This is a genomic window from Candidatus Pelagibacter sp. uisw_091 (genome assembly GCF_059512525.1).
This window is the reverse complement of record NZ_CM183455.1, coordinates 47,573-61,654: the sequence shown is the minus strand read 5'-3', so window position 1 is coordinate 61,654 and position 14,082 is coordinate 47,573. Positions and strand designations below refer to the sequence as shown.

At 27.8% G+C, this 14,082-nt stretch carries 16 protein-coding genes; 9 read left to right on the top strand and 7 right to left on the bottom strand.

Annotated elements, in window-relative coordinates:
- Positions 1 to 23: 23 nt before the first annotated feature.
- Genes dapD through AC5YGA_RS00275 form a run of 4 tightly spaced genes read left to right on the top strand, consistent with a single transcriptional unit; the run spans position 24 to position 3,446 of the window.
- Positions 24 to 851 carry a 2,3,4,5-tetrahydropyridine-2,6-dicarboxylate N-succinyltransferase gene (gene dapD / locus AC5YGA_RS00290; RefSeq protein WP_415308522.1) on the top strand — a complete coding sequence of 276 codons (828 nt, stop codon included), beginning with the start codon at positions 24 to 26 and terminating at the stop codon, positions 849 to 851.
- A complete protein-coding gene (gene dapE, locus AC5YGA_RS00285) occupies positions 852 to 2,009 on the top strand; it encodes a succinyl-diaminopimelate desuccinylase (protein WP_415308520.1) in 1,158 nt (385 codons plus the stop codon). It begins immediately after the preceding gene.
- Positions 2,006 to 2,935 (top strand): histone deacetylase family protein, encoded by a 930-nt coding sequence (locus AC5YGA_RS00280; RefSeq protein ID WP_415308519.1) that lies wholly within the window; start codon positions 2,006 to 2,008, stop codon positions 2,933 to 2,935. The genes dapE and AC5YGA_RS00280 overlap by 4 nt, the downstream gene beginning before the upstream one ends.
- Before the next feature lie 31 nt (positions 2,936 to 2,966).
- Positions 2,967 to 3,446 (top strand): SET domain-containing protein, encoded by a 480-nt coding sequence (locus tag AC5YGA_RS00275; protein WP_415308517.1) that lies wholly within the window; start codon positions 2,967 to 2,969, stop codon positions 3,444 to 3,446.
- Here the strand turns inward: AC5YGA_RS00275 and truA are convergent.
- Genes truA through AC5YGA_RS00250 form a run of 5 tightly spaced genes read right to left on the bottom strand, consistent with a single transcriptional unit; the run spans position 3,436 to position 7,564 of the window.
- Positions 3,436 to 4,176, bottom strand: a complete 741-nt coding sequence (gene truA, locus AC5YGA_RS00270) for a tRNA pseudouridine(38-40) synthase TruA (RefSeq protein WP_415308515.1) — start codon at positions 4,174 to 4,176, stop codon at positions 3,436 to 3,438. The genes AC5YGA_RS00275 and truA overlap by 11 nt on opposite strands.
- Positions 4,169 to 5,101, bottom strand: a complete 933-nt coding sequence (gene fmt / locus AC5YGA_RS00265; RefSeq protein ID WP_415308514.1) for a methionyl-tRNA formyltransferase — start codon at positions 5,099 to 5,101, stop codon at positions 4,169 to 4,171. Before fmt ends, truA begins: the two co-directional genes overlap by 8 nt.
- Positions 5,102 to 5,104: 3 nt before the next feature.
- Positions 5,105 to 5,623 (bottom strand): peptide deformylase, encoded by a 519-nt coding sequence (gene def / locus AC5YGA_RS00260; RefSeq protein ID WP_415308513.1) that lies wholly within the window; start codon positions 5,621 to 5,623, stop codon positions 5,105 to 5,107.
- A gap of 26 nt (positions 5,624 to 5,649) precedes the next feature.
- Positions 5,650 to 7,413: a hypothetical protein gene (locus AC5YGA_RS00255; protein ID WP_415308511.1), complete on the bottom strand. Its 1,764-nt coding sequence runs from the start codon at positions 7,411 to 7,413 to the stop codon at positions 5,650 to 5,652.
- Positions 7,388 to 7,564 carry a hypothetical protein gene (locus AC5YGA_RS00250; RefSeq protein WP_415308510.1) on the bottom strand — a complete coding sequence of 59 codons (177 nt, stop codon included), beginning with the start codon at positions 7,562 to 7,564 and terminating at the stop codon, positions 7,388 to 7,390. Before AC5YGA_RS00250 ends, AC5YGA_RS00255 begins: the two co-directional genes overlap by 26 nt.
- 58 nt (positions 7,565 to 7,622) lie before the next feature.
- On the opposite strand from AC5YGA_RS00250, the gene AC5YGA_RS00245 reads away from it, so the two are divergent.
- A complete protein-coding gene (locus AC5YGA_RS00245) occupies positions 7,623 to 8,135 on the top strand; it encodes a shikimate kinase (protein WP_415308509.1) in 513 nt (170 codons plus the stop codon).
- Positions 8,122 to 9,225, top strand: coding sequence for a 3-dehydroquinate synthase (gene aroB / locus AC5YGA_RS00240; RefSeq protein WP_415308507.1), 1,104 nt, complete (start codon positions 8,122 to 8,124; stop codon positions 9,223 to 9,225). Before AC5YGA_RS00245 ends, aroB begins: the two co-directional genes overlap by 14 nt.
- Here the strand turns inward: aroB and AC5YGA_RS00235 are convergent.
- Positions 9,217 to 9,477, bottom strand: coding sequence for a BolA/IbaG family iron-sulfur metabolism protein (locus tag AC5YGA_RS00235; RefSeq protein WP_415308505.1), 261 nt, complete (start codon positions 9,475 to 9,477; stop codon positions 9,217 to 9,219). The genes aroB and AC5YGA_RS00235 overlap by 9 nt on opposite strands.
- 25 nt (positions 9,478 to 9,502) lie before the next feature.
- Between AC5YGA_RS00235 and AC5YGA_RS00230 the strand changes: the two genes are divergently transcribed.
- Genes AC5YGA_RS00230 through AC5YGA_RS00220 form a run of 3 tightly spaced genes read left to right on the top strand, consistent with a single transcriptional unit; the run spans position 9,503 to position 12,803 of the window.
- Complete coding sequence (locus AC5YGA_RS00230) at positions 9,503 to 10,030, top strand: J domain-containing protein (protein ID WP_415308503.1); 528 nt, start codon at positions 9,503 to 9,505, stop codon at positions 10,028 to 10,030.
- A complete protein-coding gene (gene cobS, locus AC5YGA_RS00225) occupies positions 10,020 to 10,994 on the top strand; it encodes a cobaltochelatase subunit CobS (RefSeq protein WP_415308501.1) in 975 nt (324 codons plus the stop codon). The genes AC5YGA_RS00230 and cobS overlap by 11 nt, the downstream gene beginning before the upstream one ends.
- Positions 10,995 to 12,803, top strand: a complete 1,809-nt coding sequence (locus AC5YGA_RS00220) for a cobaltochelatase CobT-related protein (RefSeq protein ID WP_415308500.1) — start codon at positions 10,995 to 10,997, stop codon at positions 12,801 to 12,803.
- Here the strand turns inward: AC5YGA_RS00220 and AC5YGA_RS00215 are convergent.
- Entirely contained in the window at positions 12,800 to 14,080 is a 1,281-nt protein-coding gene (locus AC5YGA_RS00215; RefSeq protein ID WP_415308498.1) for an ActS/PrrB/RegB family redox-sensitive histidine kinase, read from the bottom strand. The genes AC5YGA_RS00220 and AC5YGA_RS00215 overlap by 4 nt on opposite strands.
- Positions 14,081 to 14,082: the final 2 nt, after the last annotated feature.

Genomic DNA, 14,082 nt, shown 5'->3' with positions numbered 1-14,082 from the left:
CCTACTAACGATAAAATAAAACTATGGAAGAATTTGAAATCATTATCAATGCAGCTTGGGACAATAAAGACTCCATCAATAATAAATCAGATAAGTCTATATTAGATACCATCAATCAAACGATTGAACTTGTTGATAAAGGGGAGCTAAGAGTTGCTGAAAAAAATGGTAATGAGTGGATAGTTAACCAGTGGGTTAAAAAAGCAATAATGTTAAGTTTTAGAACTCATGATATGGATTCATTGAGCGGCCCATATAGTAGTTGGTATGATAAGTCTCATTTACTAAAAGGTAAAACAGCAGGTTGGACTAAGGAAGATCATATAAAAGCTGGTTTTAGAATGGTTCCAAATTCTCCAGTTAGAAAAGGGTCTTTTATTGGAAAGAACGCAGTACTAATGCCTTGCTTTGTAAATATTGGAGCTTATGTAGATGAAGGAACTATGGTGGATACTTGGGCTTCTGTAGGGTCTTGTGCACAAATAGGAAAGAATTGCCACATATCAGGTGGTGCTGGAATTGGAGGTGTATTAGAGCCAATGCAAGCTAACCCCACTATCATCGAAGATAATTGTTTTATTGGGGCTCGTTCAGAAATAGTTGAAGGAGTGATTGTTGGAGAAGGATCTGTATTATCTATGGGTGTATTTATTGGTCAATCTACAAAAATTGTTTACCGCGAAACTGGTGAAGTAATCTATGGAAAAATTCCACCGTACTCAGTGATAGTACCAGGCAGTCTTCCAAGTAAAGATGGTAAAGGTCCTGCTTTATATTGTGCGGTAATTATTAAACAAGTTGATGAAAAAACTAGATCTAAAACTTCTATTAACGACCTATTAAGAGACTAAATGCCAACTTATAATGAAATCACATTAGCTAAAGAGCTAATAAGATTTCCAAGCATTACACCTGTTGATGCTGGAATAATGAAATTCTTATCTAAAAAATTAACTGCTATTGGATTTAAATGTACGATTCTAGAGTTTAAAGATAAAAATTCTAAACCAGTTAAAAACCTATATGCAAGATTGGGTAACTCTCAACCAAACTTTATGTTTGCTGGTCACTTAGATGTAGTACCTCCAGGAAATATAAAAGATTGGACGATTAAACCTTTTAGTCCGGCTATTAAAAAAAATCATCTTATTGGTAGAGGAGCTAATGACATGAAAAGTGCAATTGCAAGCTGGGTTGTTGCAGTAAATAACTTTGTATTAAATAATAAAAAAATTAACGGATCAATTAGTTTATTAATAACTGGCGATGAAGAAGGTGTTGCAATTAATGGTACTAAAAAAGTAGTTGATTACTTAAAAAAGAAAAAAGAAAAAATAGATTTTTGCTTGGTTGGTGAGCCAACAAACCCTAATAAACTTGGTGAAATGATTAAAATTGGTAGAAGAGGAAGTATCAATGCTGAATTAACTATAATTGGAACTCAAGGTCATGTTGCATATCCTCATCGTGCTAAAAATCCATCAACTTCATTGATCAAAATACTAAATGAAATAAAAGAAATAAAATTTGATAAAGGAACAAGAGATTTTCAACCAACAAATTTAGAAGTAACTAAAATTAATATCGATAATACAGCAGATAATATTATTCCAGGGCTTGCAAAAGCTACTTTTAACATAAGATTTAACAATAAACATTCTTCTTCTAGCTTAAAGAATAGATTAAATAAAATTTTCAAAAAAGTTACTAAAAAAAATAAATCTAATTTTAAAACTGAGTATCGAGTATCAGGTGAGGCATTTTTAACTAAGCCCAATAAAACAACTTACATGATTCAAGATGTAATAAAAAAAATCACAAAAATTAAACCTCAATTTTCTACAACAGGTGGAACTTCAGATGCAAGATTTATTAGAAAAATTGCTCCATGTTTAGAATTTGGTCTAGTGGGTAAAACAATGCATAAAGTAGATGAAGCAGTATCTATTTCAGATCTAAAAAAATTGACTAAAATATATTATAATATTTTAGAAAATTATTTTAAATGAAAACTGGTTTAATAACCTCTGACACTTATCAGAATCATAATACAGGCGATGGCCATCCAGAAAAAATTGATAGAGTTACAGTAGTTATCGATAATTTTAAAAAATTAGATAATAAAGATTTAGTTTGGAAAAAACCTTCTAAATTTGACCGATCACTTTTAGAAATAACTCACAATTTTAATTATATAAATTTCGTAGAAAAATCTTTTCCTGAAAAAGGATTATCTTTTTTAGATGGAGATACGATTGTTTCACCAGGAAGTAAGGATGCTACGTCAGATGCCGTAGGTTCAATTATTACAGCTATTGATGGTGTTCAAAATAAAAATTTTAAAAACGCTTTTTGTGCCGTTAGACCTCCAGGGCATCATGCAGAGAAAAATAAAGCTATGGGTTTTTGTATCTATAACAATGTGGCTGTTGGAGCTAATTACCTTATAAATAAATACAAACTAAAAAAGGTAGCAATTATTGATTTTGATGTACATCATGGAAATGGTACTCAAGATATTTTTTACGATAATGAAAAAGTTCTATACATATCCACTCATCAATACCCTTATTATCCAGGTTCAGGCACGAATGATGAAAAAGGAAAACATAACAATATATTGAATATTCCCTTGCCAGCTGGAACAACCTCAAAAGAATATTTAAATGCCTATGAATTTGTACTAAAGAAAATTAAAGAATTTAAACCTGAATTTATCTTACTTTCTGCAGGGTTTGATGCCCATAAAGACGATCCATTAGCACAATTCCAATTAGAATCAAAAGACTTTTATAATATTACTAAAAGGACACTCGAACTATCCAAAAAATATTGTGATGGAAAAGTAGTGTCAATTTTAGAAGGTGGATACGATCTATTAGCACTTCAAGAAAGCACTGAGATGCATGTAAAAGCTTTACTAGAATTTAATTGATAATTTCTCAATACGCATTAAAGAATTCACAATGAAACTTTATAAAATTAAAAAGTCTAACATTGATAAAAAGGGTCGTGGTCTATACGCTACAAAAGATATCAAAGAAGGTACTAGAATTATTGATTATGTTGGTAAAATTATTACCAAGAAACAAACGGAAGAATCACAAAAATTTGACAATGCAAAGCCTATCTATTTATTTAATTTAAATAAAAAGTACGACATGGATGGTGATGTTTCTTGGAACACTGCACGTTTAATAAATCACTCCTGCTCTAACAACTGCGATTATAATGGGACTGGCTTAAAATTATGGGTTGTTGCTATAAAAGATATTAAAAAAGATGAAGAGATAACAGCTGATTATGGTTTTGGTTACGATGAAGACTATAAACAATTTCCATGTAAGTGCCGTTCTAAAAATTGTTGTGGATATATTGTTCGAGCTGAGTCCAGATGGAGAATTAATAAAAAATTCAGTATTGGTCAACAAAACTTTAATAAATAACCTTTTCTAAAAATAGTCCTTCAGCCGGCGCAGGTGGAGCACAAAGTATTTTTTTTTTTGATTTTAAAACATAATCAAATTTTTTTAAATCCCATTTTTTTTCAGCTAAATACTTTAAACAACCCACCATTGATCTAACTTGTTGTTGCAAAAATGATTGAGATTTAAATTGTATTTCAATTCTTCCTTTGTTTGATTTTATCTTAATTAATTTCATAGTTCGAATTGGACTTTTAGCATTACAGCTTGATGCTCTGAATGTTGAAAAGTCCTTCGTGCCTAAAAGTTTTTTTGCACCTTTCTTCATTAATGAGATGTCTAATTCCTTAATAATATGCCATCCTCTTTCTTTTTCTAAAGAAGGTCTGCTCAATCGGTTAAAAATTACATACTTATAAATCCTTTGTTTTGCTGAAAACCTAGCATGAAAATTTAAATTTCTTTTTTTTATTTTTATAATTGAAATATTCATATCGTTTACAAAATGATTTATTGATTTTAAAAATTTATCTAGATTTTGAATTTTTTTTTTACATTCGAAATGTGCTGATTGTTCAATAGCATGTACCCCCGCATCTGTTCTACCAGATCCAGTTAATAATATTTTTTCTTTTAAGAGTTCAGATAGTTTTTTTTGAATTGACTTTTGAATTGATTTTCCTTTAGATTGAATTTGCCAGCCAATAAAATTAGTTCCAACATATTCAATTAGTATTTGATATCTAAGCATTATTTAGGTTTGAACCTTTTTTAATCTGTGATCCAAGCATAAATTCACCAATATTTTGTGGTCTTTTACCTTGTCTTTGAATTTCAAGAATTTTAATTGATTTTTTATTACCACAACTAACCTCTAGATAACTATCTAACACCTCACCAATTTCACCACTACCATACGCGAGGCTTGCTTTTAAAATTTTGTACCTTTCTCCATTGTAAATAAAAAAAGCACCAGGACTTGGATATAATCCATTGATTTTACCAATAATATTTTCTGCTGCTTTGTCCCATTCTATTTGGCCTTCTATTTTTTCAATTTTAGCTGCATAAGTTGCTTCATTATTGTTTTGTTCTTTAAATTCTATTTTATCTTCTAGAATTTCATCAATATTATCTAATATTTTTTCTGCAGCTAGTGCAGATAGTTTTTCAGCTATGGTTTCTGAATTATCATTAATCTTGATCTCTATCTTATAAGAATTACAAACAGGTCCTGCATCTAATTTTTCTCCTATTTTCATAATACTAATACCTGTTTCTTTTTCTAATTTCATAATTGATCTTTGAATAGGTGCTGCTCCTCTCCATTTTGGAAGTAATGAGGCATGAATATTAATAAAACCTTTCTTAACTAAACTTAAATATTCTTTTGGAATAATTTGTCCATAAGCAACAACAATTGCTATATCTGCATCTAGTTCCTTTAGATAATTATACTCTTCCTTGTTATTTTTTAATGAAATAGGCGTTCTATATTCTATTTTTAACGTTTCAGAAATTCCCTGAATAGGAGATTTATTAATCCTTTGTCCTCTTTGCGATTTTTGAGGTGGTTGCGTATACACTACTGATACAGAATATCCATTTTGGTACAACGATTTTAATATTGGTACAGCAAAAAATGGTGTTCCCATAAAGACAATTTTTTTCAACATCTTCTAAAGAATCTTTCTATTAACTTTTACTTTAGAGAGTTTCTTTATAATCATTGATTTTTTAAGTTTTGATAAATAATCAATAAACAAAATTCCCTCTAGATGATCCATTTCATGCTGAATACAAGTTGCTAATAATCCATCAGCTTTTAATAGTTGTTTTTTTCCATGATAATCTAAATATTCAATCTCACATGCATTAGGTCTTTCTATTTCTGCAAATTGATCTGGTACAGATAAACACCCTTCCTCATATTTTGCCTTCTCTTTATTTTTATTTTTAATTACAGGGTTGACAAAATACATTGGTTTTTTTTTATCTTCGTCTCTACTGACATCCATGACTATAATTCTTTTAGGAACTCCAATCTGGATAGCTGCTAGTCCAATACCAGGTGCATCATACATTGTATCAAGCATATCATCCATTAGCTCTCTTTCTTTATCACTTACACTGTCAACTGGTTTTGATACTTGACGTAATAACTTATTTGGTTCTGTTAAAATTGTTTTAACTGACATATTTCATAATTATTTTATTATAAATTTTAAACTTTTAAAGGAAGAATTTTAAGAAGAATTTTATTTCTTAATGGGTCTGCATCTAGCTGATTAAGTGTACTAATTATAAAATATAGGGTGTCTTCATCAATATTTTGTAACTCATCTTGTCCAATAACCTCAACAATTCTAAGCATAGCAGCAGCCATATCACCACTATTAATAAATATTTGAATATCAGATGGCATTTCTGATTCTTTTACCTCATAAAGATCTTTGAATTTTTCTGAAACCTTAATTCCATCTGATTTAAAAGCCTCAACTAAAATAATATCTTTCTTTGAAAAGAAGTATTTTTTATTTTTTTTTATTTTTTTTAATAAATCATTTAAATCTTTGCTTGTTTTTTTTAATGACCCTTCACCCTTAAAATAATTAATCAATTTTGATTGATGTAAAATTTTATTATTTATTTTAATATTAGTAAGTTCAGTTTTATCTGAGTCTATATAATTGTTATAAAATAAAGTAAAATTTGAAGGAACTTCCTCTTTATCAATTTCTTTTAAAAATGCTCTTAGCTCAACATCAAATGCATTTTCAATACCTTCATTTATGAATGAATTCTTTAAAGCATTTATTAGTATAAGTTTACTGTTAATTTCAGTTGTAATTAAAATTCCTTGATAGATTAATGCTCTTGATTCAATGGCTGATAATACTTTTGTGGATTCCTTAATATTTAATAATTGATTAATATTAAATTGAAATCTTTTATAAAGTTGAAATAATTCTTTTTCCACGTAATGTTTTTCATGTGTGGCTTTTTCAATACTACTAATTTTATCTAAATCTGTAAGCTCTATATCTTTAATGTTATCTAATAAATTTGATGTTGATAAGTATTTCCAAATTTTCTTAGAAGTAGAGCTATTTGGTTCAAATTTAAATTGAGGGTTAGTTCTATGGGATAAATGAAATTCTAAAATAGTTTTTTCTGAAACTTCTAAATCTGGCTGATCAGTATAGCCCATTAAATAACTTATTTTTTTTTCATAAAATTTATCATTGAAACCAAGTTCTTTTTTTAAATCTAGCAATAATTGAGCTTCTTCTCTTTTGTTATTATTAATCAAACAATAAATATTAAATTTTGATAAATAATCATCTTGAATAGTATCTTGAATTTTAGAAAAAATTTCACATGCTTTTTTAACTTGAGATCTAGAAAGATAATCATCTACCAACAATCTAGCAAGTTTTGGATGTTCATTAATAATTTGATTTTTTAATAAATAATTTTCGATTAACTGAAGGTTAGAGTTTTTAATAAACCACTTTGATTTTAATTCTATAAATTGATTTTTTGATATATTTATTTCTGGGTAATAAGCGTTTGTTAAAAGTAATATATCTAAAATTTCTGAAGCATCTTTTGAGAGCTGCATTTTATTAATTCTTTTGAATATACTTAAGATTTGATCACCATTTGAATTAGACCACATATTAATATTTAGTCCATTTTCTGCAGGATCATACAAACCTACAATTTTGATTTCATTTGAAATCAATGTTTGATCTTCTTTTATCTTTAATTCAAAATTTTTTTTTGATTGCATCTCATAAATGCTATTCTCTTTTACAATATTTTTTTCCTCAATATTTTCAGTCACATCAAGATTTTCTGTAACTTTTTTATCTTCAGTGCTCCATATATCAATGGGTTCTTGAGATTGAGCAGTAAATCCAAAAAAAAAATAAAAAATAGTAACTAATAAATATTTTTTATTTAACAATTTTAAGGTTTTCATTTGGAATAATTTTTTCAATTTCTTTAATAGGGGATGGAAAATCAACTTTGCCTAACAATATCACTGCACCAAAAATAACTGTTAAAACTATTAACATTTTAATTAAAAAGCTTTTACTTTTGCCGGTACTTGTATTTTTTGAAAATTGCATATATTCTCTATTAATTTCAAATTAAGACATATTTGTGTTTTTTCAATAAAGAAAGTTTATGAATTCAAATAAAAACCTTGTTTTTTTAGGCATGATGGGGTCTGGAAAATCCTCTATTGGCAAGTTAGTTTCTAAGGAACTAAATCTTCCATTCATTGATATAGATAGTTTGATTGTAGAAAATGCTGAAATGAGTATTTCGCAAATCTTTGAGAAGAGAGGTGAAATTTATTTTAGAAATCTTGAAGAAAAAATTACACTTAGATCTTTGAAAGAAATTAAAAGTGTCATTGCACTTGGAGGTGGTGCATTTATTAATGACAAAATTAGGAAAAAAATTCTTACAGACCATTTCTCATTTTGGCTTAATTGGGATGAATTAATTTTAACTAAAAGAATTAAGGGTAGTAAAAAAAGACCTCTTGCATTTGAGTCTACAGACCAAGAAATAAGAAAAATGATTAAAAATAGGTCAAAAATATATGCAAAGTCAAATTTTAAAATAAACTGTAATAAACTTACAAAAACTGAGATAGTAAAAAAAGTTATAAAAATTTATGAGCTTAATTAAATTGCAGATAAAAACTGGTAATCAAAAATATCCAATTTTTATAGGGTATAATATCTTAAATAAACTAAAACTAATTTTAAAAAAAAATTTAGTTAACTTCAACAAATGTCTTGTTGTTGCTGATAAAAATGTACCTAAAAAGCTAATAAATAAAATCTTAAACTCTTTACCTAAAAAAAAAATATCTGTTTATTACTTTAACTCTAGCGAAAAAAACAAAAGTCAAAAGAGTATAAATAATATTTTATCTATCCTACTAAGTAAAAATTTTAATAGAAATGACTGTGTTATTTCCATCGGAGGCGGTATCACTGGTGATGTGTCTGGTTTTGCAGCCAGCATGTTCAAAAGAGGATTAAAATTTATCAATATACCTACCACTTTGTTGTCACAAGTTGATTCCTCGATTGGTGGTAAAACTGGAATAAATAGCAAATATGGTAAAAATTTAATTGGTGCATTTTATCAACCTAGTTTAGTTATTTCTGACATTATCTTTCTGAAGTCTCTACCTAAAAGAGAAATTGTATGTGGCTATGGAGAAATTTTAAAACATGCGATAATTGCTGATAGAAAATTTTTTAGTTTTTTAGATAAAAATGGTTCTCAAGTTTTGAATCTTAAGAGTCCTTTAATAGAAAAAGCAATTTTTAAAAGTTGCTCTATTAAAAAGAAAATTGTTGAAGCTGATGAAAAAGAAATAGGTCTTAGAAAAATTTTAAATTTTGGACATACTTTTGCTCACGCATACGAAGCAACTCTAGGATATTCAAAAAAACTTAACCATGGGGAGGCGGTTATATTGGGCATTAAAACAGCAGCAAAATTTAGTTTATTAAATAATATTTTAGATATTAAAGAATTTAACTTAATTGAAAACCATTTAAATAAATTAAACCTTCCAAAGAACATCAATAAGTTTTTTTCTATAAAACATTTAAATAAAATTTTGTCCTTTATGAAGAAAGACAAAAAAAATAATACACATAAAATTAATTTGGTCCTACTTAAGAAGATAGGATCTCCAATATATAAACTACAGTTTAATGAAAAAAATATTAGTCTCTTTTTAAAGAAAGAATTAATTTAGTAGAATTTGAATTGAGTGAATATACTCTTTTAACTCGAGATCTAAAATACTATAGATTCTTTTAGTTGAAGCTATCTTACTTATTTTACCAAGTTCTTCTGAATTTATTATTAACTTTAGGTGAAATTTTCCCTCTTGGTGACCCTTATGATTTTTATGTAAGAAGCTCTTATCTTCAATTTCAAGACTCTGAATAACAATTTCCATTTCAAGCTTATTTTTAACAATTGCAATTAATTCATTTATATTCATAAGTATTATTTTATTATTATATAACATGAAAAATATTTGTGACTGGAATAATTGTTCTCAAATTGGTGAATACAAGGCACCAATTGAGAAAGATAATAGTAAAAGCTACAGGCTACTTTGCTTACCTCACGTTAAAGAATTTAACAAAAATTGGAATTATTTTAAAGGAATGGATGATGAGCAAGTATTTGATTTTTTAAAGTCAGATATGACTTGGCACAAACCTACTCAAAGTTTTAGTTCTTCGGATAACTTTTTTAAAGTTCTTTGGAACAATACCTTAAAGGATGAGTTTGATAAGACTAAACTTAGAGGTGAATACAATCATATGAATCAATTCAAATTTGATGCTAATGATATTAAAGCTTTTAGCATTCTGGGTGTTTCTGTTGGTTTAAAATGGGAACAAATACAGGATAAATTCAAAACCCTTGTCAAAAAATTTCACCCTGATATTAATTTAGGAAATAAAGAATACGAAGAAAAACTTAAACTAATTACTTTAGCTTACACTCAGCTAAAAAATACATATAGGAAAAAAATTGACACCTAATTTAAATATACAACCAGACATAAAGATATCTTTAAAACAAAGTTTTGGAATTGACTCGGATATGGAAGTTGATGCTTTCTCAAAAAAAAGTGAATATGTACCTGAAATAGATAAAAATTATAAATTTGATAGAGACACTACATTGGCAATCATATCTGGATTTGCATTTAATAAAAGAGTTTTAGTTCAGGGATACCATGGAACTGGCAAATCAACACATATCGAACAAATTGCTGCAAGATTAAACTGGCCTTGTATTAGAGTAAACCTAGATAGTCATGTAAGTAGAATTGATCTTATTGGCAAAGATGCGATTGTTGTAAAAGATGGAAAACAAGTTACAGAATTTAAAGAAGGCATTTTACCCTGGTCTATTCAAAATCCTGTCGCTCTTGTATTTGATGAATATGATGCTGGAAGACCAGATGTGATGTTTGTTATACAGAGAGTATTAGAAGCCGAAGGGAATTTTACTCTTTTGGATAAAAACAAAGTGATAAAACAAAATAAATTTTTTAGATTATTTGCAACCTCTAATACAGTTGGATTGGGAGATACGACTGGACTATATCATGGTACACAACAGATAAACCAGGGACAGATGGATAGATGGAATATCGTTACATCTTTAAATTACTTAAGCCTTGATCGAGAAATGGAAATTATTTTGGCAAAGAATAAGAATTTAAACAACCCCAAAGGTAAAGAAAAAGTATCCAGCATGATTAAGGTAGCCTCTTTAACTAGAAAAGGTTTTATAGCAGGAGATATTTCAACAGTTATGAGTCCACGAACTGTATTACATTGGGCTGAGAATGCAGAAATCTTTAAAGATACAGGATATGCCTTTAGAGTTACATTCCTAAACAAATGTGATGATATAGAAAAGAACACTATAGCTGAATACTACCAAAGATGTTTTGGTGACGAACTGCCAGAATCGATGGTCAATATTCAGATTTAAATGAGCAATAAAGAAGATAATTTTAAAGAACAATTTAAACAAGCTCTAATCTCTACCGCAAAAGTAATTTCTGAAGATTACAAAATAGATATCAAAAAAATTGATAAAGATTTAACATCAAAAAAAATAGACTTTTTTGATGTAACAAATTTATCGAATAAAAATGATTTTGTTAGATTAAGAGCAGAAACAGATTCAGGTGCACTTAAAAAGAAGTTTTCAAATAAAGAAATATTTAATAAAAACTTGCCTAATAATCCATCATGTAAGTCACTATACAATATTGCAGAAAAAATTAGGTATGAAATTTTGGGTGGAAAAATGCTTAAAGGAGTTAAAAAAAATTTAATTGAAAATTATAACCAGAAAATAATTTCAACTCATAAAGGTCAGTTAAAAAACAAAGAAGATGTTCCTGTAACAGAAGCTTTTGAGCTTTATATGTTAAAAAAATTTTTAAATTTAGAGCTTAATGCTGTGTCTTCAAAAATGTTAAGTTTTTGGGAAAATGATTTTACCTCCTCTATTGATAAGCATTTAGATTTTTTAAATAAAAATTTAGAAGATCAAGATAACTATAGTTTGAAATTTTCAGAAATCCTTCAAAATATGGATGTTTTTAATTCAAGTAATGATGATAATAACGAAGATGATGATCAAAAGGATAATGAACAAGAAAACAAATCTGAAAATGATGATGAGAATCAGTCAGATGGGAAAAAAGATGAAAATAAGCAAAATGAAACACAGACAAGTTTAGAAGCAGGTTTCGACCTTAGTGACCATCAAACAGATAAACAAATGGAAGATTCTGAATCTCTTAAAGAGGACACAGAAAATGTAATGCAAAAAACTAATTCAAATAATGTAGATCAAGAATACAAAATCTTTACTACAGAATTTGATGAAATTGCAAAAGCTGAAACCTTAGAGGATATAAAAGAAGCGCAAAGATTGAGAAAAAGTTTAGATCAACAACTTGTTAGTTTCCAGGATCTAATAACTAAACTTGCAAATAAATTACAAAGACAACTACTGGCAAAGCAAAATAGAGCTTGGGAATTTGACTTAGAAGAAGGTTTATTAGATAGCTCTAAATTAACAAGAATTATAATGGACCCTTATAATTCACTATCTTTTATGAAAGAAAAAGATCTTGATTTTAAAGATACCATAGTAACTTTGTTAATCGACAATTCAGGATCAATGCGTGGGCGTCCTATAACAATTGCAGCACTTTGTGCAGATATACTTTCTAGAACCCTGGAAAGATGTTCGGTTAAGGTTGAAGTATTGGGTTTTACTACTAAAAACTGGAAAGGTGGAAAAAGTAGAGAAGCTTGGGCTAAAAATGATAAACCAAAAAGCCCTGGAAGACTTAATGACTTAAGACACATAGTCTATAAAGGTGCAGACACTCAATGGAGACAAGCTAAAAATAATATAGGTTTAATGCTTAAAGAAGGACTTTTAAAAGAAAATATTGATGGAGAGGCTATATCTTGGGCTTATAATAGAATTAAAAAAAGAGGAGAAGAAAGAAAAATCTTAATGGTGATTTCAGATGGAGCACCAGTGGACGACTCTACTTTATCTGTTAATTCTGGAGACTTTCTTGAAAAACATTTAAAAAAAATAGTTAAATTTATAGAAAACAAAAGTGATGTTGAAATTTTAGCTATTGGTATTGGGCATGATGTTTCTAGATACTATGATAAAGCTATCAAGATAACAGATGTACATGAACTTGGAGATGTAATGATTTCACAACTAGCTGGATTATTTGAAAATAAAAATAAATTACACTAAAGGCTTAAAAGATCTTTATTCTTCCATTTGATATTAACTTCTGCGCCACCTCTTGTTGTTGAATTTCTACATAAAATATCTGCATAATTTTTTTCAAGTAAGGTTTTGCCTATAAAAATACCAAGACCTAATCCTGATTTAGATTTTATAGAAGATTTATATGATTTAATATAAGGCTCACCAATTTTTCTTAATACATCGTTGGGGTAACCTTCGCCATCATCTTCGATTATAATTTCAGTATTGTCATTATTACTTTTCAAACCTATAAAAACTTTACTCTTCGAAAATTTATTAGCATTACCAATAAAATTTCTTAATCCATAAACTATCTCAATGGATTTACTAATATGTAATATATTTAAGTTTTCTGAAAAATTTATAACAAATTTTTTTTTACTTGTTTCCTTAAAAGACTTTACAATTTCATTCAGGTAATCAGCTATAGATAAATCTTTATCAATAAAATTATCTTCAATAATAGGATCTAATGTTAATTTTTTTAATATTTCACTGCATCTTTCTATCTGACTCATCAAAAGGTCAATATCTTTTTTAGCTTCAACATTGTCTTTAAATTGATTTAATAAATCTGAAGAAATAATCTTTATTGTAGAAAATGGTGTACCTAATGAATGAGCAGCTGCTGCAGCTTGACCTCCTAATGACAACAGCTCTTGTTCTTTTGACATAATCTCTTCCATTTTATTCAAAGCTTCTTTTCTAATTCTAGACTCCTTACCAAACATTAAAGCAAAATAATTTAAAAAGATTAAAGCAATAATTAATGCTATAGGCATAGAGTAGTAATAGTATCCATCAACGTGAAAATGTTCATTTACAGGGTAAGGTAGTGGCATATGAAAAAAGGTAAGTAAAATAATTATCAAAATAGTAATACTTACTAATAGAAAATTACTTTTAAACCCTAGGTTTGAAGATGAAAAAATAATTGGGATTATTAAAAAAATTGAGAAAGGATTTGCAATTCCTCCTGTTAAAAAAATTAAACAACTTAATTGTAAGATATCAATTAATAAGAATAAAAATGCGGTTTTATCAAGTAACTGAGTATTCTTATTAATATAAATCAAATAAAGGTTACTTAGTATTCCAATTGAAATTATTAAATTTTCTAAAATTATATTAAATTTAAAATCAAAGATAAAATAAATTATATTTACAGTAATCAACTGACCAATAATAGCTATCCATCTTAGGTTGATATATGTAGATTTTTTTAATGAAAAATATTTTGAAGTTTCAAAAAACTTCATTA

Bases quoted from the DNA above. Each gene is read 5' to 3' on its own strand.
- dapD (WP_415308522.1), top strand. From the start codon at position 24: ATGGAAGAATTTGAAATCATTATCAATGCAGCTTGGGACAATAAAGAC.
- dapE (WP_415308520.1), top strand. From the start codon at position 852: ATGCCAACTTATAATGAAATCACATTAGCTAAAGAGCTAATAAGATTT.
- AC5YGA_RS00280 (WP_415308519.1), top strand. From the start codon at position 2,006: ATGAAAACTGGTTTAATAACCTCTGACACTTATCAGAATCATAATACA.
- AC5YGA_RS00275 (WP_415308517.1), top strand. From the start codon at position 2,967: ATGAAACTTTATAAAATTAAAAAGTCTAACATTGATAAAAAGGGTCGT.
- truA (WP_415308515.1), bottom strand. From the start codon at position 4,176: ATGCTTAGATATCAAATACTAATTGAATATGTTGGAACTAATTTTATT.
- fmt (WP_415308514.1), bottom strand. From the start codon at position 5,101: ATGTTGAAAAAAATTGTCTTTATGGGAACACCATTTTTTGCTGTACCA.
- def (WP_415308513.1), bottom strand. From the start codon at position 5,623: ATGTCAGTTAAAACAATTTTAACAGAACCAAATAAGTTATTACGTCAA.
- AC5YGA_RS00255 (WP_415308511.1), bottom strand. From the start codon at position 7,413: ATGAAAACCTTAAAATTGTTAAATAAAAAATATTTATTAGTTACTATT.
- AC5YGA_RS00250 (WP_415308510.1), bottom strand. From the start codon at position 7,564: ATGCAATTTTCAAAAAATACAAGTACCGGCAAAAGTAAAAGCTTTTTA.
- AC5YGA_RS00245 (WP_415308509.1), top strand. From the start codon at position 7,623: ATGAATTCAAATAAAAACCTTGTTTTTTTAGGCATGATGGGGTCTGGA.
- aroB (WP_415308507.1), top strand. From the start codon at position 8,122: ATGAGCTTAATTAAATTGCAGATAAAAACTGGTAATCAAAAATATCCA.
- AC5YGA_RS00235 (WP_415308505.1), bottom strand. From the start codon at position 9,477: ATGAATATAAATGAATTAATTGCAATTGTTAAAAATAAGCTTGAAATG.
- AC5YGA_RS00230 (WP_415308503.1), top strand. From the start codon at position 9,503: ATGAAAAATATTTGTGACTGGAATAATTGTTCTCAAATTGGTGAATAC.
- AC5YGA_RS00220 (WP_415308500.1), top strand. From the start codon at position 10,995: ATGAGCAATAAAGAAGATAATTTTAAAGAACAATTTAAACAAGCTCTA.
- AC5YGA_RS00215 (WP_415308498.1), bottom strand. From the start codon at position 14,080: ATGAAGTTTTTTGAAACTTCAAAATATTTTTCATTAAAAAAATCTACA.